Genomic DNA, 17,102 nt, shown 5'->3' on the forward strand with positions numbered 1-17,102 from the left:
GTCGGTTCTGCACACACAACACGCACGCAGTACGGCATGGCCTCGGGACAGGGCCGGCCGCCTTTCTCGCCGGGCATCGCTGCCCGCCGTGCAGCCCCACATCAGGCAAACCCCCTTCCGCGGTGAGCGCGTTCGCGCAGCCGGACCCTATCCGCACCCGGAAAACCCCTCAGTCGTCACTCTCCCCGCGGCCGCGGTGCCCGGGGAACACCCTCAGGAGTCCCGCGATGGTTCGTCCGTCCACCCCGGATCCCGCCTCCACTCCCTCCACCCTCAGCACCGTCGCCGTCGTCGGCCTCGGCACGATGGGCACCGGCATCGCCGAGGTGCTGGCCCGCGCAGGCCGGGAGGTCATCGGGATCGACATCAGCGAGGCCGCAGCCATGCAGGCCGCGACCGCCCTGGAAGCCTCGACGGCCCGCGCCGTGGAGCGCGAGCGGCTCACCGAGCAGGAGCGGCAGGATGTCCTCGCCCGCTTCCGTACGTTCACCGACCTCCAGGCGGCGGCCGACGCCGACCTGGTCATCGAGGTCGTGCCCGAGCACTACGAGCTGAAGCACGAGGTGTTCGCGGCGCTCGACTCCATCATCCGGCCCGACACCATCCTGGCGACCGGCACCAACGCGCTCTCCGTGACCCGCCTCGCCGCCGACTCCGCCCGGCCGGAACGGGTCCTGGGCCTGCACTTCTTCAATCCCGCGCCCGCCATGCGGCTGGTCGAGGTGGTCTCCTCGGTGCTCACCGCGCCCGCCGCCGTCACCGCGGTCACCGCGCTGGCCCGCGAACTGGGCAAGGAGCCGGTGGCGGTCGGCGACCGGCCCGGCTTCGTGGCGGACGGACTGCTCTTCGGCTACCTCAACCAGGCCGCCGCGATGTACGAGGCGAAGTACGCCACCCGCGAGGACATCGACGCCGCGATGCGGCTCGGCTGCGGCCTGCCGATGGGCCCGTTGGCCCTGCTCGACCTGATCGGCATCGACACCGCCCGCACCGTCCTGGAGGCGATGTACGCGGCGTCCGGTGACCGCCTGAACGCCCCGGCCCCGATCCTCAGGCAGCTCAGCGAGGCCGGGCTGACCGGCCGCAAGTCGGGCCGCGGCTTCTACACGTACGAGGCGCCGGGCAGCGGGACCGTCGTGCCGGACGCCGAGACCCCGGTCGAGGCCGGTGCCGCCGCGCGCAGCCGTACGGTCACCGCTGTCGGCGTCGCGGGCTCCGGCACCATGGCGAGCGGCATCGCGGAGGTCTTCGCCAAGGCCGGCTACGACGTGGTGCTCGCCGCCCGCAGCCAGGAGAAGGCGGACACGGCGAAGGCCCGTATCGCCAAGTCGCTGGCCAGGTCGGTCGAGAAGGGGCGGCTGTCGGAGGAGGCCAAGGACGTGGCGCTGGGCCGGATCACGCCCGCGGGCTCGCTCGACGCCTTCGCGGACGTGGACCTGGCCGTCGAGGCGGTGGCCGAGGACCTGGAGGTCAAGCAGCAGCTCTTCGGCACGCTCGACAAGGTCTGCAAGCCGGGCGCCGTGCTCGCCACGACGACCTCCTCGCTGCCCGTCATCGCCTGCGCCCGCGCCACTTCGCGGCCGCAGGACGTGATCGGGATGCACTTCTTCAACCCGGCGCCCGCGATGAAGCTGGTCGAGGTGGTCCGTACGGTCCTCACCGCGGACGACGTCCACGCCACCGTCCGCGAGGTGTGCGCTGCGGTCCGCAAGCACCCGGTGGACTGCGGCGACCGGGCCGGTTTCATCGTCAACGCGCTGCTGTTCCCGTACCTCAACAACGCGGTGAAGATGGTGCAGGAGCACTACGCGTCGCTGGACGACATCGACGCCGCCATGAAGCTCGGCGGCGGCTACCCGATGGGCCCGTTCGAGCTGCTCGACGTGGTCGGCCTGGACGTCTCGCTCGCCATCGAGCAGGTGCTGCACCGCGAGTTCCGCGACCCGGGCCTTGCGCCCGCGCCACTGCTCGAGCACCTGGTCGCGGCGGGCTGCCTGGGCCGTAAGACGGGGCGCGGCTTCCGCGAGTATGCCCGGCGTTGAGGGGGACGCGGCGTGGGGCGGTCTGCTGGACCCCGTTGGCAGTCCGCCCCCGCACGGTGTCAGCGCATCGTGTTACGTTCCCCACATGTCCCAGCCCGTTAAGTCCCCTCGTACCCCTCCTGTGGAGCCATCGGAGAGCCCGGGCAGCCGCCGCGCAGCCGCCCAGCGGCTGACCATGCGCCGCAAGTTGGCGGCCGCGGCGATGGAGCTCTTCGCGACGAAGGGGTACGAGGCGACGACGGTGGACGAGATCGCCGCCGCGGCAGGGGTCGCGCGGCGGACCTTCTTCCGGCACTTCCGCTCCAAGGAAGAGGCGATCTTCCCCGACCACGACGACACGCTCGTCCGGGCCGAGGCGGTACTGGAGGCGGCCCCGCCCCATGAGCATCCGCTGGACACGGTCTGCCGGGGCATCAAGGAGGTCATGCGGATGTACGCGGCCTCGCCCGCGGTGTCGGTGGAGCGGTACCGGCTGACCCGCGAGGTGCCCACCCTGCGGGAGCGCGAGATCGCCTCCGTCGCGCGCTACGAGCGACTGTTCACCCGCTATCTGCTGGGCCACTTCGACGAGCGCGCGCACCGCGACGGCGACGACGACCCGCTGCTCGCCGAGGTCGCGGCCTCCGCGGTGGTCACGGCGCACAACCACGTGCTGCGGCGCTGGCTGCGCAGCGGCGGCCAGGGGGATGTGGAGGCCCAGCTCGACCACGCCTTCGAGATCGTCCGGGACACCTTCGGGACCGGGATAGGCGCGGGCCGGCCCACGGCGGACCGCGGGCCCGCGGCATCGGTGTCCGCGGAGGGCGAGGTGCTGGTGACGGTGGCCCGAACGGACGCCCCTCTGAGCGAGGTCATGCGCACCATCGAGCGGGCCCTGAAGGACAAGTGAGCTCGCAGCACGGGCGGGCGTGCGGTCCCGCCGGGCGGGATCCGGCCAAGCGGCTGACCGCGCTCACTCCGACGGCTCCGCTCGGCGCCGTCGCGGCGGGCATCGGCGCCCCGCCGCTGGAGAATACGCACTGACGGCACGCGATTGATCACTGTCGGCAACGGCCGCCCCGGGAGGGGCGGCCGTTGTTGCTCATAAGTACCTGCGGGATGACATCTGAGAGAAATTGTTGGCACGCAGTGTCTTGCCGAGTGGCACGGCGTGCCATACGTTGAAGGGGTCCGGGCGGCCGGGCGCGGAGTGAAGGCACCTGCGCCCGGCTGTCCCCGCAAGCCTATTGCGCGCCCGGACGCCTGCGTCACAGGCACATCCCCCGGATTCCGTCCGGCGGGACCCACCGCGGCCACCCCGCGCAGCCAAGCAACACCTTGCGCCGAACCGACGGCACGCAGCACCAACCGTCAAAGACCCCAGCGTTCCCTCAAGCGTTCCGCAACGCTTCGCCGGAGGCCCACCATGAACAAGATCCTGGACGCAATCCTCTCCCCCGACAGCACCGCTGCCGACTTCGCCGCCCTGCCGCTCCCCGAGTCGTACCGGGCGGTCACGGTCCACAAGGACGAGGCAGAGATGTTCGCCGGAGTCGAGAGCCGGGCCAAGGACCCACGCAAGTCCCTGCACGTGGACGACGTGCCGGTGCCCGAGCTCGGGCCCGGCGAGGCACTCGTCGCCGTCATGGCCAGCTCGGTGAACTACAACTCCGTCTGGACCTCGATCTTCGAGCCGGTGTCGACCTTCAGCTTCCTGGAGCGGTACGGCAAGCTGTCGCCGCTCACCAAGCGTCACGACCTCCCGTACCACATCATCGGCTCCGACCTCTCGGGCGTCGTGCTGCGCACCGGGCCCGGCGTCAACGCCTGGCAGCCCGGCGACGAGGTCGTCGCGCACTGCCTGTCGGTGGAGCTGGAGTCCGCGGACGGCCACAACGACACGATGCTCGACCCCGAGCAGCGGATCTGGGGCTTCGAGACGAACTTCGGCGGCCTGGCGGAGATCGCGCTCGTCAAGTCCAACCAGCTCATGCCCAAGCCCAAGCACCTGAGCTGGGAGGAGTCGGCGGCCCCCGGCCTGGTCAACTCCACCGCCTACCGGCAGCTCGTCTCCCGCAACGGCGCCGGGATGAAGCAGGGCGACAACGTTCTGATCTGGGGCGCGAGCGGCGGACTCGGCAGTTACGCGACGCAGTTCGCGCTGGCCGGCGGCGCCACCCCGATCTGTGTCGTCTCCAGTGACCAGAAGGCGGAGATCTGCCGCGCGATGGGCGCCGAGGCGATCATCGACCGCAACGCCGAGGGCTACAAGTTCTGGAAGGACGAGCACAACCAGGATCCGAAGGAGTGGAAGCGCTTCGGCAAGCGCATCCGCGAGCTGACCGGCGGCGAGGACGTGGACATCGTCTTCGAGCACCCGGGCCGCGAGACCTTCGGCGCGTCCGTGTACGTCACGCGCAAGGGCGGCACGATCGTCACATGCGCCTCGACCTCCGGCTACAACCACGAGTACGACAACCGCTACCTGTGGATGTCGCTGAAGCGGATCATCGGCTCCCACTTCGCCAACTACCGCGAGGCCTGGGAGGCCAACCGCCTGATCGCCAAGGGCAAGATCCACCCGACGCTGTCCAGGACGTACACCCTGGACGAGACCGGCCAGGCCGCGTACGACGTGCACCGCAACCTCCACCAGGGCAAGGTGGGCGTGCTGTGCCTGGCCCCGCAGGAGGGCATGGGCGTGCGCGACGAGGAGATGCGCGCGAAGCACATCGATGCCATCAACCGCTTCCGGAATGTGTGAGCGAGCCGCATGACTGAGCGTCAGAAGGATCGTCCGTGGCTGATGCGGACGTACGCCGGGCACTCCACGGCCGAGGCGTCCAACGAGCTGTACCGGCGCAACCTCGCCAAGGGCCAGACCGGCCTGTCGGTCGCGTTCGACCTCCCGACGCAGACCGGCTACGACCCCGACCACATCCTCGCCCGCGGCGAGGTCGGCCGGGTCGGGGTCCCGGTCTCCCATCTCGGTGACATGCGGCGGCTGTTCCAGGACATCCCCCTGGAGCAGATGAACACCTCGATGACCATCAACGCCACCGCCATGTGGCTGCTGGCCCTCTACCAGGTGGTCGCCGAGGAGCAGGGCGCGGACATCACCAAGCTGTCGGGGACGACGCAGAACGACATCGTCAAGGAGTACCTGTCGCGCGGAACGCACGTCTTCCCGCCCGGCCCGTCGCTGCGCCTGACCACCGACATGATCGCGTACACGGTCGCCCACATCCCCAAGTGGAACCCGATCAACATCTGCAGCTACCACCTGCAGGAGGCCGGGGCCACGCCGGTGCAGGAGATCTCGTACGCGATGTCGACCGCCATCGCGGTGCTGGACGCCGTACGGGACTCCGGGCAGGTCCCGCAGGAGAAGTTCGGGGACGTCGTCGCCCGGATCTCCTTCTTCGTGAACGCGGGCGTCCGCTTCATCGAGGAGATGTGCAAGATGCGCGCCTTCGGCCGCATCTGGGACCAGGTCACCCGCGAGCGCTACGGCGTCGAGAACCCCAAGCACCGCCGCTTCCGCTACGGCGTCCAGGTCAACTCCCTCGGCCTGACCGAGGCCCAGCCGGAGAACAACGTCCAGCGGATCGTCCTGGAGATGCTGGCCGTCACCCTCTCCAAGGACGCACGCGCGCGTGCCGTCCAGCTCCCGGCCTGGAACGAGGCGCTTGGCCTGCCCCGGCCCTGGGACCAGCAGTGGTCCCTGCGCATACAGCAGGTCCTGGCCCACGAGTCCGACCTGCTCGAGTACGACGACATCTTCGCGGGCTCGCACGTCATCGAGGCCAAGGTCGACGCGCTGGTCGACGAGTGCCTGACGGAGATCGACCGGATCCAGGAGATGGGCGGCGCCATGGCGGCCGTCGAGTCCGGCTACCTCAAGGCCCAGCTGGTGTCCTCGCACGCCGAGCGCCGGGCGCGCATCGAGTCCGGCGACGAGAAGATCGTCGGTGTGAACTGCTTCGAGTCGACCGAGCCCAACCCGCTCACCGCCGACCTCGACACCGCGATCATGACGGTCGATCCGGCGAACGAGGCCGGGGTCGTGACCGCCCTGCACGCATGGCGCGACAACCGCGACGAGGGACGCGCGCAGGAGGCCCTCTCGGCGCTCAAGGCCGCGGCCGCGGGTGACACCAACCTCTTCGCCCCCACCCTCGAATGCGCCCGCGCGGGCGTGACGACCGGCGAGTGGGCCTGGGCCCTGCGGGACGTCTTCGGCGAGTTCCGGGCTCCTACGGGCGTCAGCAGCGCGCCGCTCGCGGTCGCGGCGGAGGAGGGCAGCCCGCTCGCCTCCGTCCGCGAGAAGGTCGCCGGGACGGCCGACGAGCTTGGCAGCGGCAAGCTGCGCCTGCTGGTCGGCAAGCCCGGCCTCGACGGGCACTCCAACGGCGCCGAGCAGATCGCCGTACGGGCCCGGGACGCCGGGTTCGAGGTGATTTACCAGGGCATCCGGCTGACGCCGGACCAGATCGTCTCGGCGGCCGTCGCCGAGGACGTGCACTGCGTCGGCCTGTCGATCCTGTCCGGCTCGCACGCCGAGCTCGTGCCGGACGTACTGGAGCGGCTGCGTCAGTCCGGCGCCGGGGACATCCCGGTCATCGTCGGTGGAATCATCCCCTCCGCCGACGCCGAGGCGCTCCGCGCGGCCGGAGTCGCGGCCGTCTTCACCCCGAAGGACTTCGGTATCACGGAGATCATCGGCCGTATCGTCGACGAGATCCGTACAGCGAACAAGCTCGACCCCCTGGAGGTCCCCGCATGACCAGCCCCGTCAACCGCCTGCGGCCGCGCCGCTCCTGCCTCGCCGTGCCGGGCAGCAACCCGCGCTTCCTGGAGAAGGCGCAGGGCCTCCCCGCCGACCAGGTCTTCCTGGACCTGGAGGACGCGTGCGCTCCGCTCGCCAAGCCGGAGGCGCGGCACACCATCGTGAAGTTCCTCAACGAGGGCGACTGGACGGGCAAGACGAGGGTCGTGCGCGTCAACGACTGGACGACGGAGTGGACGTACCGCGACGTCGTGACCGTCGTCGAGGGCGCTGGCCCGAACCTCGACTGCATCATGCTGCCGAAGGTCCAGGACGCCGAGCAGATCGTCGCGCTCGACCTCCTGCTCACCCAGATCGAGAAGACGATGGGCTTCGAGGTCGGCAAGATCGGCATCGAGGCACAGATCGAGAACGCCAAGGGGCTGGTGAACGTCGACGCGATCGCGGCCGCCTCGCAGCGCGTGGAGACGATCATCTTCGGCCCGGCCGACTTCATGGCATCCATCAACATGAAGTCGCTGGTCGTGGGCGAGCAGCCGCCCGGCTACCCGGCGGACGCCTACCACTACATCCTGATGCGCATCCTGATGGCGGCCCGCACGCACAACCTCCAGGCGATCGACGGCCCCTACCTGCAGATCAAGAACGTCGACGGCTACAAGGCGGTGGCCCAGCGCGCCGCGGCCCTCGGCTTCGACGGCAAGTGGGTCCTGCACCCGGGCCAGGTCGAGGCGGCCAACGAGATCTTCTCGCCCTCCCAGGAGGACTACGACCACGCCGAGCTCATCCTCGACGCGTACGAGTACTTCACCTCCGAGGCGGGCGGCAAGAAGGGCTCTGCGATGCTGGGCGACGAGATGATCGACGAGGCGAGCCGCAAGATGGCGCTGGTCATCTCCGGCAAGGGCCGCGCCGCCGGCATGCAGCGCACCAGCAAGTTCGAGATCCCGGAGGCCTGAGCACCATGCAGTTCGGACGCACCTACGAGGAGTTCGAGGTCGGGGCCGTCTACAAGCACTGGCCCGGGAAGACGGTCACCGAGTACGACGACCACCTCTTCTGTCTGCTGACGATGAACCACCATCCGCTGCACATGGATGTGAACTACGCGGAGAAGACCACCGATTTCGGCAAGAACGTCGTGGTCGGGAACTACATCTACTCGCTTCTGCTGGGCATGTCCGTGCCGGATGTGTCCGGGAAGGCCATCGCCAACCTGGAGATCGAGTCGCTGAGGCACGTGGCGCCGACCTTCCACGGCGACACGATCTACGGCGAGACGACCGTGCTCGACAAGACGCCGTCAAAGTCCAAGAGTGACCGCGGAATCGTCTATGTCGAGACCAAGGGGTACAAGCAGGACGGCACGCTGGTCTGCGTGTTCCGCCGCAAGGTGATGGTCCCCACCGAGACGTACATCAAGGAGCGCGGCGGCGAGCAGCCCGGCCGCCCGGAGCTGCCGGACACTTCGAAGAACCCCCAGGAGAAGTAGAGATGAGCCGCCTCGCGCAGACCCACGGGCTGACGGACATCCAGCAGGAGATCCTGTCCACCGTGCGTGACTTTGTCGACAAGGAGATCCTGCCGGTCGCGACCGAGCTGGAGCACCGCGACGAGTACCCCGCCCAGATCGTCGAAGGCCTGAAGGAACTCGGCCTCTTCGGACTGATGATCCCCGAGGAGTACGGCGGCCTCGGCGAGTCCCTGCTGACGTACGCGCTGTGCGTGGAGGAGATCGCCCGCGGCTGGATGAGCGTCTCGGGCATCATCAACACCCACTTCATCGTGGCGTACATGCTCAAGCAGCACGGCACGCAGGAGCAGAAGGACTACTTCCTGCCAAAGATGGCGCTCGGCGAGGTGCGCGGCGCCTTCTCGATGTCGGAGCCGGCCCTCGGCTCGGATGTGTCGGCCATCACATCCAAGGGCGTCAAGGACGGCGACGAGTACGTCCTGAACGGCCAGAAGATGTGGCTGACCAACGGCGGCTCGTCGACACTGGTGGCGGTGTTGTGCCGGACGGACGAGGGGCTCCCCGAGGGCACGGCGCCGCACAAGTCGATGACGACCTTCCTGGTCGAGAAGGAGCCGGGCTTCGGCGAGGTCCGGCCGGGTCTCACCATCCCCGGGAAAATCGAGAAGATGGGCTACAAGGGGGTTGACACCACCGAGCTCATCATGGATGGTCTGCGAATCCCAGAAAACCGGGTGCTTGGCGGGCAAACCGGACGTGGCTTCTATCACATGATGGACGGCGTCGAGGTCGGCCGTGTCAACGTCGCCGCGCGAGGCTGCGGTGTCGCCCAGCGCGCCTTCGAGCTGGGAGTTTCGTACGCCCAGCAGCGTCACACCTTCGGCAAGCCGATCGCCCAGCACCAGGCCATTCAGTTCAAGCTGGCCGAGATGGCTACCAAGGTCGAGGCGGCCCATGCCATGATGGTGAACGCAGCACGCAAAAAGGACTCCGGGGAGCGTAACGACCTCGAGGCAGGAATGGCGAAGTACCTCGCCTCCGAGTACTGCAAAGAGGTCGTGGAAGACGCGTTCCGAATCCACGGCGGCTACGGCTTCTCCAAGGAGTACGAGATCGAGCGCCTCTACCGCGAGGCACCGATGCTGCTCATCGGTGAAGGTACCGCCGAGATTCAGAAAATGATCATTGGTCGCCGGCTGCTCGAGGAATACCGATTCCAGGGATAGTTGTCCGCTTTGGGGCAATTCCTTCGGGAAGATCTAGAACAAGATCACACCCGGATTTCGGTCTTCGGGCACCGACTCGGCTGCTGGCTTGCCCAGTTGCCACGCGTTACCGATAGCATCCCGGAAAGCCGCCGTCCCCCATTGCAGCGCGGCATCATCCGCTACGAAGGTCATCCATGCCCCACAGCCAATCCTCTGCACCACGCGGCCGGGTCCGCCTCGCGCGCGGAGCATCGCCGTGGCTCCTCCCGACCGTGGCCACCGCGGCCCTCAGCCTCTCCCGGGCCCGCCGCTCGGGACGCTGGGCCGCCCTCGCTGTGCCCACCACCGCGCTCGCGGCGGGCATGCTGTGGTTCTTCCGCGACCCCGAGCGCGAGATCACCCAGGGCCGGGTGATCTCGCCGGCCGACGGTGTGGTGCAGAGCATCATGCCGTGGAAGGACGGACGTACCCGCGTCGCGATCTTCATGAGTCCGCTGAACGTCCACGTCAACCGCGCGCCGCTGGCCGGCACGGTGACGTCCGTCGAGCACATCCCCGGCGGTTTCGTTCCGGCGTTCAACAAGGAGAGCGAGAACAACGAGCGGGTCGTCTGGCACTTCGACACCGAGCTCGGCGACATCGAGATGGTGCAGATCGCCGGTGCCGTGGCCCGGCGGATCGTGCCGTACGTGCCGCAGGGTACGAAGGTGGAGCAGGGCGAGCGGATCGGCCTGATCCGGTTCGGCTCCCGCGTCGACATCTACCTCCCGGCCGGTGTCGACGTGGCGGTCGATGTCGGGCAGCCCACGATCGCGGGGGTGACTCGCCTTGACCGTGATTGATCCCGAGCCTCAGGCGCAGGCTTCCGGCGCCTGGGTTCCCGAGGTCGAGGCGGACTCCGACGAGATGGACGACATGCCGCTGTCCACGCGGCTGTCGATAGCGGACACCCTCACCCTGGGCAACGCCACCTGCGGCTTCATGGCCGTGTACTTCACCACCACCGGCGTCCTCATCCCGCACCTCACGGGCAGTGAGGACGGCGGCATGGCCCGGCACAGCGCGGCCACGGCCGTGATGCTGATGCTGCTGGCTTCGGTCTTCGACCTCTTCGACGGGCTCGTGGCGCGCAAGCTGCGCAGCTCGGCGATGGGCGCGGAGCTGGACAACCTGTCCGACCTGATCAGCTTCGGGCTCGCGCCCGCGTACTTCGTACTGGTCTGGGGCATGGTCGCCGACGACGCGCACCAGCGGGTTTCGGCGCTGGCCGCGATCGTGGTGCTGCTGGCGGTGGTGCTGCGGCTTGCGAGATTCTCGTGTGTCACGCTGCGTGACGGCATCTTCCAGGGGATGCCCAGCCCCTTCGGGGCGCTGACGGTCGTCTCGATCGTGCTGCTGGAGCTTCCCTTCATCCCGACGCTGCTGGCGATCATCGGGGTGGCGTGGCTGATGGTGAGCCGGGTCGAGTACCCGAAGCCGCGGGGGCGGCTCGCGGTGGCGATGCTCGGCTGGATCGTGCTCAGCATGGGCATGCTGGCCGCCTGGGCCTTCGACGCGCCGGGCGGACAGCTGCTGCTGCAGACGGGCTGCGCCCTGCAGCTGGTGATGGGCGCGGTGATCCCGCTGTTCGCCACGGCTCGCCGCGTGAACACGTTCCGCGACAACCGCCGCGAGGCACGGGCAGCGCAGCTGCCGTAGCCGCTCCGCGGCGGGAAAGCGCGCAGAGGAGGGGCCCGAGCGAAAGCCCGGGCCCCTCTCCCCGTTGTGGGCATGCGTTCCGCGGGGCGGAACGGGTGGGCACAACGGGGCCACCGGCGTGCAGCCGCGTATGAGACGGGAACCTAAGACGGGGGTCGGCGCATCGTCGCCGAATGCGGCCCGGTGGCCGGTGTGTGCCCACCCGTTCCGCCCCAGCGCAACGAATGCCCACACACCGGCAGGGGCTAGCGCAGCTGGTCTGTTGCCAGACGCTCGGCGGTGCGCTCCAGGAGGGGGCCCGCATTCGCGATGCACCTGGCCCGGTCGGGCTCCAGGTCCGTCAGGGCGTACGCGCGGGCGATGCCCGCGGCCTCCAGCGCCTCGTCGGACAGGCCGCGGCGCCCGCACACCGCGACCACCCGCCGCCCACCCGCCCGCGCCGCCGCCGCAACCCCCGCCGGAGCCTTCCCGTGCAGCGTCTGCTCATCGAGCGAGCCCTCACCCGTGATGACGAGGTCCGCCCGCTCCAGTGCCGCCGCGAAGCCCAGAACGTCGAGCATGACCTCGATGCCCGGTCGGAAGCTCGCGCCGAGCCCGATCAGGGCGCCGTAGCCGATGCCGCCCGCCGCTCCCGCGCCGGGCGACTGCGCGTACGCCGCGGCCTCCGGCCCGATCGCCTGCTCCAGAACACGCGCGTAGTGAGCGAGCGAGGCGTCCAGCAGCTCGGCATCCTCCTCGCTCGCGCCCTTCTGCGGGCCGTAGACCGCCGCGGCGCCCTTCGGCCCGGTCAGCGGGTTGTCGACATCGCTCGCGAGGACGATCTCCGTATCGGCGATCCGCGGGTCGAGGCCGGAGAGGTCGGCGGTGGCGAGCTCGCGGAGCGGGCCGCCGCCGGGCGCGACCGGCTCGCCGTCGCGGTCGAGGAAGCGCGCGCCGAGCGCGGCGAGCATGCCTGCGCCGCCGTCCGTCGTCGCGCTACCGCCGACGCCGAAGACGATCGTGCGCGCGCCCGCGTCCAGCGCGGCCCGCAGCAGCTCGCCCGTGCCGTACGTGGTCGCCGTGAGCGGCGTGAAGACGCCGGCGGGCAGGCGCTGGAGCCCGGAGGCCTCCGCCATCTCGACGACGGCCGTGCCGTCGCGCAGCGCGTACGCAGCCGTGAGCGGGATGCCGAGCGGACCGGTGACCTGTACCTCGCGGCGCTCGAACCCGGCGGCGACCGCGGCGTCGACCGTCCCGTCGCCACCGTCGGCAACGGGCAGCGACTCGACGCGGACGCCAGGGGCCACCCGCCGCAGCCCGGCGGCGACGCGCTGGGCGACCTCTACGGCCGTGAGCGAGCCCTTGAACTTGTCCGCGGCGATCAGCACGCGCCCGGTTTCCTTAACTGCTGCGTCCGCCACTTACTACCCCTCGCTATCGAACACGCAGTCGCGCCGCTGCGACCCTATCCGGAGGTGAACCGCACTGCCCAGCGTGAACGGGGCGAACCAGAGCGATCCGCCGGTGCCGGGCGCGGGCGCTAGGCTCGCGGCCGTGACCATCGACGACTACGCCACATACATCGCCGGACTGCCGAGAGTTCTCGCCGGTGCGGGCGTCATCTTCCGCGACGCGCAGGGCCGGATCCTGCTGGTGGAGCCGAACTACCGGAACGACGGGAAGTGGATCCTGCCCGGCGGCACCGTGGAGTCCGACCACGGCGAGACACCGCGGCAAGGCGCGCGGCGCGAGGCGGCGGAGGAGATCGGACTCGACGTCGAGCTCGGGCCGCTGCTCGCCGTCGACTGGGTACCCGGGTCCGCCAGGCCTCCGCTGGTGTCGTACCTCTACGACGGCGGAGTGCTCGACGAGCCCCAGCTCACCGCCATCCGCCTCCAGGAGGCCGAGCTGCTGTCCTGGCAGCTGGTGCACCCGGACGCGGCCTACAGCTATCTCGACGGCGGGCTCGGGCGCCGCGTCCGCGCCGCGCTCGGCGCGCTGGCGGGCGGCACGGGTCCGGCGGAGCTGGAGAACGGATACCCGCCGCTCGGCGTCGCGTCCCGCTAGCGATGCGCCGAGCGGCGCCGGGCAGCGGCAAGGCTCCGGGAAAGCTGCTCGCCCCGGCCTTCCCCCGTGCGTACGCTCGCCGCATGAGCAGCGGCGAGACGAGCGCGCGGAACGGCTCCCGGCAGCCCCTCGTGGCGGTCCTCAGCGGTGCCGGGATCTCCACCGACTCGGGGATTCCCGACTACCGCGGTCCGAACGGCCTGTGGCGGCGTGACCCGGAGGCCGAGAAGCTCGTGACGTACGAGTACTACATGTCCGACCCGGAGATCCGCCGCCGCTCCTGGCAGATGCGGCGGAACAGCCCGGCACTCCGCGCACAGCCCAACCCCGCGCACCGCGCGGTGGCCGAGCTGGAGCGCTCAGGGGTGCCGGTCCGGGTGATCACGCAGAACGTCGACGGGCTGCACCAGCTCGCCGGGCTCCCGCCCCGCAAGGTGCTGGAGCTGCACGGAACGGCGCGGGCCGTGATGTGCACGCGCTGCACGGCGCGCTCGGAGATGGCCGAGGCCCTCGACCGGGTGGCGGCGGGCGAGGACGACCCGCCGTGCCGGGAGTGCGGCGGAATCCTCAAGTCGGCGACGGTGATGTTCGGCGAACGGCTCGACCCGGACGTGCTGGCGCAGGCCATGGCCATCGCCCAGGCGTGCCAGATCTTCATCGCGGTGGGTACGAGCCTCCAGGTGCAGCCGGCCGCCTCGCTGGCCGGTTTGGCGGCGGAGCACGGCGCACGGCTGATCATCATGAACGCCGAGCCGACGCCGTACGACGATGTGGCGGACGAGGTGGTGCGCGAGCCGATCGGGACGGCCCTGCCCGCCCTCCTGGAGCGGCTTCTCCCCTGACCCGCCGTCCCCCGCTCCCCCAGATACCGCTGGCTGGGGGAGCACGCACGTGCCTTAAGGCGTGAGCACGATCTTGCCGCGGGTGTGGCGCCTTTCGAGCTCCCTGAAGGCGTCCTGGACCTCGTCCAGGGGATGGGTCCGGGCGATCGGAATTTCCTGCCCGGACCGCCGCGTAGGCCGTCGTCCCGACGACCGAAAGCGCCCCGGCCACGTCCCATGAGACGCCCGCCGGGCGGTGGATGAGGTCGCGGGCGTCGGCGAGCACGAACTCGGCCTGACTCGCCCGCCCGTGGGTGAACCCGAGAACCTCGTCGCCCACCGTGAAGTCCCCGACTCCTTTGCCGAGTTCGGCAACGACTCCGGCGAGGTCACTGCCCTGTCTTGAGCAATCCCTCGAGAGATTCCGTCCCGGACTCGAAGTCGAGGAGGCGGCGCTTGCGGTCGAGCCCGCCGCCGTAGCCGGTGAGGCTGCCGCTCGCGCCGACGACCCGGTGGCAGGGAACGATGATCCCGATGGGGTTCCGGCCGTTCGCGAGGCCGACGGCGCGCGATGCGGACGGGTTCCCGAGGCGGTCGGCCAGCTGCCCGTACGAGACCGTCGCGCCGTACGGGATCCGCCGCAGGGCCTCCCAGACGCGCTGCTGGAAGGGCGTGCCGTCCAGGCGGAGAGGCAGGTCGAACGTGGTCAGCTCTCCCGCGAAGTAGGCCCCCAGCTGGCGTACGGCCTCGGCGAAGGGCGCGTCGTCGGGGGTGCCGAAGGTGTCCTCCGGGGGCCGGTGCCGCTGCTCGGTCATGTAGAGACCGCTGAGGACCGCGCCGGTGGCGACCAGTGTGAGCGGGCCGAGGGGGCTGTCGACGACGGTGTGGGTGCGCTCGGGCATGGCGTGCTCCTCGACGGTCGGATCGTCGGCCGGGCAGATCTCCGGTCAGACGGCGGGCAGGTGGTTGATGGGGTGGTCGTCCGTCGCCCACAGGTGCTGGACGGCGTACGCCCGCCACGGCCGCCAGGCCGCGGCCCGCGCGGTGAGGGCGGCAGGCGTCGACGGCAGACCGAGCTCCTGGGCGACGCGCCGCAGCCCGAGATCGGTCGGGAGGAAGGCGTCGGGGTCACCCAGTGCGCGCATGGCGACCACCTCGACCGTCCAGGGTCCGATCCCGGGCAGCGCGGCGAGCCGGGCTCTGGCCTCGTCCCAGTCGCTGCCCGCGCCGAGGACGATGTCCCCGGCGGCGAGGGCCTCGACGAGCCTGGTGAGCGTGGTACGGCGGCTGCGGGGCAGGGCCAGCTGCCCGGGGCCGAGGGCCGCGAGCTGCTCGGGGCCGGGGAAGAGGTGGGTCAGTCCGCCCGCGGGGTCGTCGACGGGCTCGCCGTGCGCGAGGACGAGGCGGCCCGCGTGCGTACGGGCGGCTGCCGTCGACACCTGCTGGCCGAGGACGGCCCGCACGGCGAACTCCGCGGCGTCGACCGTCCGAGGCACCCGGCGGCCGGGGTTCTTGCCGACCAGCGGCGCGAGCAGCGGATCCGCCCTGAGCAACTCGTCCACCGCCACCGGATCGGCGTCGAGGTCGAGCAGGCGGCGGCACCGGCTGATCGCGATGGTGAGGTCGCGCAGGTCGGTGAGGGCCAGCCGGCAGCCGATGTGGTCCGGCTGGGGGCGCAGCACGGCGACCCCCTGCCCGTACGGCAGCCGCAGCGTGCGCCGGTACGCCCCGTCGCGCCACTCCTCGACCCCGGGGACGGCGGTGGCGACGAGGTGCCCGAAGAGGTTGTCGGGGCAGAGCGGGGCCCGGTAGGGCAGGCGCAGCGAGATCGTCCCGGTCGCGGAGGTGCCCGCCGTACGGCCGTCGCCGCTCGTACCGCGCGCGGCGCGGGCGCGCAGCTCGCTCGGCGAGAGAGCGAAGACTTCGCGCACGGTGTCGTTGAAGGTGCGGATGCTGGAGAAGCCGGCGGCGAAGGCGATCTCCGCCATGGGGAGTTGGCCGGTCTCGATGAGGAGCCGGGCGGTCTGCGCGCGCTGTGCACGGGCGATCGCGAGCGGGCCCGCGCCCAGCTCGGCCAGCAGCTGCCGCTCGATCTGCCGCGCGCTGTACCCGAGCCGCCCGGCGAGCCCCGGCACCCCCTCCCGGTCGACCACGCCGTCGGCGATCAGCCGCATCGCGCGGGCGACGAGATCGGCGCGCTCGTTCCACTGCGGGGAGCCGGGGCTGGCATCGGGCCTGCAGCGCTTGCAGGCCCGGAACCCGGCCTGCTGCGCTGCGGCCGCGCTGGGATAGAAGCGCATGTTCCCGACCTTGGGCGGCACGACCGGGCAGCTCGGGCGGCAGTAGATGCCGGTGGTCAGGACGGCGGTGAAGAACCAGCCGTCGAAGCGTGCGTCCTTCGCCTGGACGGCGCGTACGCACCGGTCGGTGTCGGTGTGCATGGGTCCAAGCATCGGGTACGGGGGGTGGGCGGGGCTGGCGAGAATCCGACATCGATGTCGAACCGAGCGCTGTGCATCGGGTGTGATCCGATTGCGGCAAACGGGAGACCGGCGGGGTGCTGATCTGCATCATGTGTGCGGTGACGCACTACGCCGAGATGCTCCTGGCCGATGACACATCCGTACGCCTGGAGCTGGCTCCCGTGGGCATACCGCCGGAACCGGGAGTCGCGCAAGCGGTTGGCGCCCGCCCCGCGGGCCCGCCGGCCCCTGCGGACACCGCTGGTCAGGATCTGCCCGACGGCATCGCCGGCGCGGTCCCGGCAGGGCGCCGCAGCGAGGCCGCAGCGGTTCTCGCCACGGACACGATGCGCTCGGCGCTGCGACCGCTCGGGCCGCTGCTGCAGCAGGTGCACGACTCGGTCGCGACCGCGGCCGACCCGCCCCAGGAGATCAGCGTGCAGTTCGGCGTACACATCGGCCAGGACTTCAAGCTCGGGATCGTCGGTGCGAACGGCCAGGCGAGCATGACCATTTCGGCCACCTGGCGGCTGCCCTCGGCTACGGACGCGGCCCGCACGGACTGAGCCGTGGAGGACTTCCA

At 70.6% G+C, this 17,102-nt stretch carries 18 protein-coding genes; 14 read left to right on the forward strand and 4 right to left on the reverse strand.

Going from position 1 to position 17,102, the window contains the following annotated elements; genetic code table 11:
• Positions 1–227: 227 nt before the first annotated feature.
• The 10 genes from ACTWQC_RS19635 (at position 228) to pssA (ending at position 11,190) form a co-directional block, all read left to right on the forward strand.
• A complete protein-coding gene (locus ACTWQC_RS19635; protein ID WP_443317029.1) occupies positions 228–2,042 on the forward strand; it encodes a 3-hydroxyacyl-CoA dehydrogenase family protein in 1,815 nt (604 codons plus the stop codon).
• Positions 2,043–2,127: 85 nt separating this feature from the next.
• Positions 2,128–2,931: a TetR family transcriptional regulator gene (locus ACTWQC_RS19640; protein ID WP_443317030.1), complete on the forward strand. Its 804-nt coding sequence runs from the start codon at positions 2,128–2,130 to the stop codon at positions 2,929–2,931.
• Positions 2,928–3,065, forward strand: a complete 138-nt coding sequence (locus ACTWQC_RS19645; protein WP_443317031.1) for a hypothetical protein — start codon at positions 2,928–2,930, stop codon at positions 3,063–3,065. The genes ACTWQC_RS19640 and ACTWQC_RS19645 overlap by 4 nt, the downstream gene beginning before the upstream one ends.
• Before the next feature lie 382 nt (positions 3,066–3,447).
• Positions 3,448–4,785 carry a crotonyl-CoA carboxylase/reductase gene (ccrA, locus tag ACTWQC_RS19650; protein WP_443317032.1) on the forward strand — a complete coding sequence of 446 codons (1,338 nt, stop codon included), beginning with the start codon at positions 3,448–3,450 and terminating at the stop codon, positions 4,783–4,785.
• Positions 4,786–4,794: 9 nt separating this feature from the next.
• Positions 4,795–6,807 (forward strand): protein meaA, encoded by a 2,013-nt coding sequence (locus ACTWQC_RS19655; RefSeq protein ID WP_443317033.1) that lies wholly within the window; start codon positions 4,795–4,797, stop codon positions 6,805–6,807.
• Complete coding sequence (locus ACTWQC_RS19660; RefSeq protein ID WP_443317034.1) at positions 6,804–7,769, forward strand: HpcH/HpaI aldolase/citrate lyase family protein; 966 nt, start codon at positions 6,804–6,806, stop codon at positions 7,767–7,769. The genes ACTWQC_RS19655 and ACTWQC_RS19660 overlap by 4 nt, the downstream gene beginning before the upstream one ends.
• A 5-nt stretch (positions 7,770–7,774) precedes the next feature.
• The gene (locus ACTWQC_RS19665; RefSeq protein ID WP_443317035.1) at positions 7,775–8,302 is read left to right on the forward strand and encodes a MaoC family dehydratase; all 528 of its coding nucleotides are present in this window, start codon (positions 7,775–7,777) and stop codon (positions 8,300–8,302) included.
• A 2-nt stretch (positions 8,303–8,304) separates the two neighbouring features.
• Entirely contained in the window at positions 8,305–9,510 is a 1,206-nt protein-coding gene (locus tag ACTWQC_RS19670) for an acyl-CoA dehydrogenase family protein (protein ID WP_443317036.1), read from the forward strand.
• A gap of 176 nt (positions 9,511–9,686) precedes the next feature.
• Positions 9,687–10,334: a phosphatidylserine decarboxylase gene (locus tag ACTWQC_RS19675; protein WP_443317037.1), complete on the forward strand. Its 648-nt coding sequence runs from the start codon at positions 9,687–9,689 to the stop codon at positions 10,332–10,334.
• A complete protein-coding gene (gene pssA, locus ACTWQC_RS19680; protein ID WP_443317038.1) occupies positions 10,321–11,190 on the forward strand; it encodes a CDP-diacylglycerol--serine O-phosphatidyltransferase in 870 nt (289 codons plus the stop codon). The genes ACTWQC_RS19675 and pssA overlap by 14 nt, the downstream gene beginning before the upstream one ends.
• 245 nt (positions 11,191–11,435) lie before the next feature.
• On the opposite strand, the gene ACTWQC_RS19685 is transcribed toward pssA, so the two are convergent.
• Positions 11,436–12,557, reverse strand: a complete 1,122-nt coding sequence (locus tag ACTWQC_RS19685; protein WP_443317039.1) for a glycerate kinase — start codon at positions 12,555–12,557, stop codon at positions 11,436–11,438.
• A 166-nt stretch (positions 12,558–12,723) separates the two neighbouring features.
• On the opposite strand from ACTWQC_RS19685, the gene ACTWQC_RS19690 reads away from it, so the two are divergent.
• Both ACTWQC_RS19690 and ACTWQC_RS19695 read left to right on the forward strand, forming a co-directional pair.
• Positions 12,724–13,236 carry an NUDIX domain-containing protein gene (locus tag ACTWQC_RS19690; protein ID WP_443317040.1) on the forward strand — a complete coding sequence of 171 codons (513 nt, stop codon included), beginning with the start codon at positions 12,724–12,726 and terminating at the stop codon, positions 13,234–13,236.
• 83 nt (positions 13,237–13,319) lie between these two features.
• The gene (locus ACTWQC_RS19695; RefSeq protein WP_443317041.1) at positions 13,320–14,078 is read left to right on the forward strand and encodes an SIR2 family NAD-dependent protein deacylase; all 759 of its coding nucleotides are present in this window, start codon (positions 13,320–13,322) and stop codon (positions 14,076–14,078) included.
• Positions 14,079–14,132: 54 nt separating this feature from the next.
• On the opposite strand, the gene ACTWQC_RS19700 is transcribed toward ACTWQC_RS19695, so the two are convergent.
• Positions 14,133–14,231 (reverse strand): zinc-binding dehydrogenase, encoded by a 99-nt coding sequence (locus ACTWQC_RS19700; RefSeq protein WP_443317129.1) that lies wholly within the window; start codon positions 14,229–14,231, stop codon positions 14,133–14,135.
• 82 nt (positions 14,232–14,313) lie between these two features.
• Between ACTWQC_RS19700 and ACTWQC_RS19705 the strand changes: the two genes are divergently transcribed.
• A complete protein-coding gene (locus ACTWQC_RS19705; RefSeq protein ID WP_443317139.1) occupies positions 14,314–14,463 on the forward strand; it encodes a hypothetical protein in 150 nt (49 codons plus the stop codon).
• Here ACTWQC_RS19705 and ACTWQC_RS19710 read toward each other — a convergent pair.
• Positions 14,447–14,959, reverse strand: a complete 513-nt coding sequence (locus ACTWQC_RS19710; RefSeq protein WP_443317042.1) for a methylated-DNA--[protein]-cysteine S-methyltransferase — start codon at positions 14,957–14,959, stop codon at positions 14,447–14,449. The genes ACTWQC_RS19705 and ACTWQC_RS19710 overlap by 17 nt on opposite strands.
• A gap of 45 nt (positions 14,960–15,004) precedes the next feature.
• On the reverse strand, positions 15,005–16,498 hold the full coding sequence (locus ACTWQC_RS19715) for an AlkA N-terminal domain-containing protein (RefSeq protein ID WP_443317043.1): 1,494 nt from the start codon (positions 16,496–16,498) through the stop codon (positions 15,005–15,007).
• Between the two features lie 140 nt (positions 16,499–16,638).
• On the opposite strand from ACTWQC_RS19715, the gene ACTWQC_RS19720 reads away from it, so the two are divergent.
• Entirely contained in the window at positions 16,639–17,085 is a 447-nt protein-coding gene (locus ACTWQC_RS19720) for a CU044_2847 family protein (protein WP_443317044.1), read from the forward strand.
• The last annotated feature ends 17 nt before the right edge of the window (positions 17,086–17,102 follow it).

It is taken from the genome of Streptomyces sp. 8N616, assembly GCF_052246385.1.
In the GTDB taxonomy this organism is placed as follows: Bacteria; Actinomycetota; Actinomycetes; order Streptomycetales; family Streptomycetaceae; genus Streptomyces.

What these genes read in the sequence shown, in the direction of transcription:
- ACTWQC_RS19635 (WP_443317029.1), top strand. Translation starts at nt 228, where the DNA reads ATGGTTCGTCCGTCCACCCCGGATCCCGCCTCCACTCCCTCCACCCTC.
- ACTWQC_RS19715 (WP_443317043.1), bottom strand. Translation starts at nt 16,498, where the DNA reads ATGCACACCGACACCGACCGGTGCGTACGCGCCGTCCAGGCGAAGGAC.
- ccrA (WP_443317032.1), top strand. Translation starts at nt 3,448, where the DNA reads ATGAACAAGATCCTGGACGCAATCCTCTCCCCCGACAGCACCGCTGCC.
- ACTWQC_RS19695 (WP_443317041.1), top strand. Translation starts at nt 13,320, where the DNA reads ATGAGCAGCGGCGAGACGAGCGCGCGGAACGGCTCCCGGCAGCCCCTC.
- ACTWQC_RS19665 (WP_443317035.1), top strand. Translation starts at nt 7,775, where the DNA reads ATGCAGTTCGGACGCACCTACGAGGAGTTCGAGGTCGGGGCCGTCTAC.
- ACTWQC_RS19655 (WP_443317033.1), top strand. Translation starts at nt 4,795, where the DNA reads ATGACTGAGCGTCAGAAGGATCGTCCGTGGCTGATGCGGACGTACGCC.
- ACTWQC_RS19670 (WP_443317036.1), top strand. Translation starts at nt 8,305, where the DNA reads ATGAGCCGCCTCGCGCAGACCCACGGGCTGACGGACATCCAGCAGGAG.
- ACTWQC_RS19660 (WP_443317034.1), top strand. Translation starts at nt 6,804, where the DNA reads ATGACCAGCCCCGTCAACCGCCTGCGGCCGCGCCGCTCCTGCCTCGCC.
- ACTWQC_RS19675 (WP_443317037.1), top strand. Translation starts at nt 9,687, where the DNA reads ATGCCCCACAGCCAATCCTCTGCACCACGCGGCCGGGTCCGCCTCGCG.
- ACTWQC_RS19640 (WP_443317030.1), top strand. Translation starts at nt 2,128, where the DNA reads ATGTCCCAGCCCGTTAAGTCCCCTCGTACCCCTCCTGTGGAGCCATCG.
- ACTWQC_RS19710 (WP_443317042.1), bottom strand. Translation starts at nt 14,959, where the DNA reads ATGCCCGAGCGCACCCACACCGTCGTCGACAGCCCCCTCGGCCCGCTC.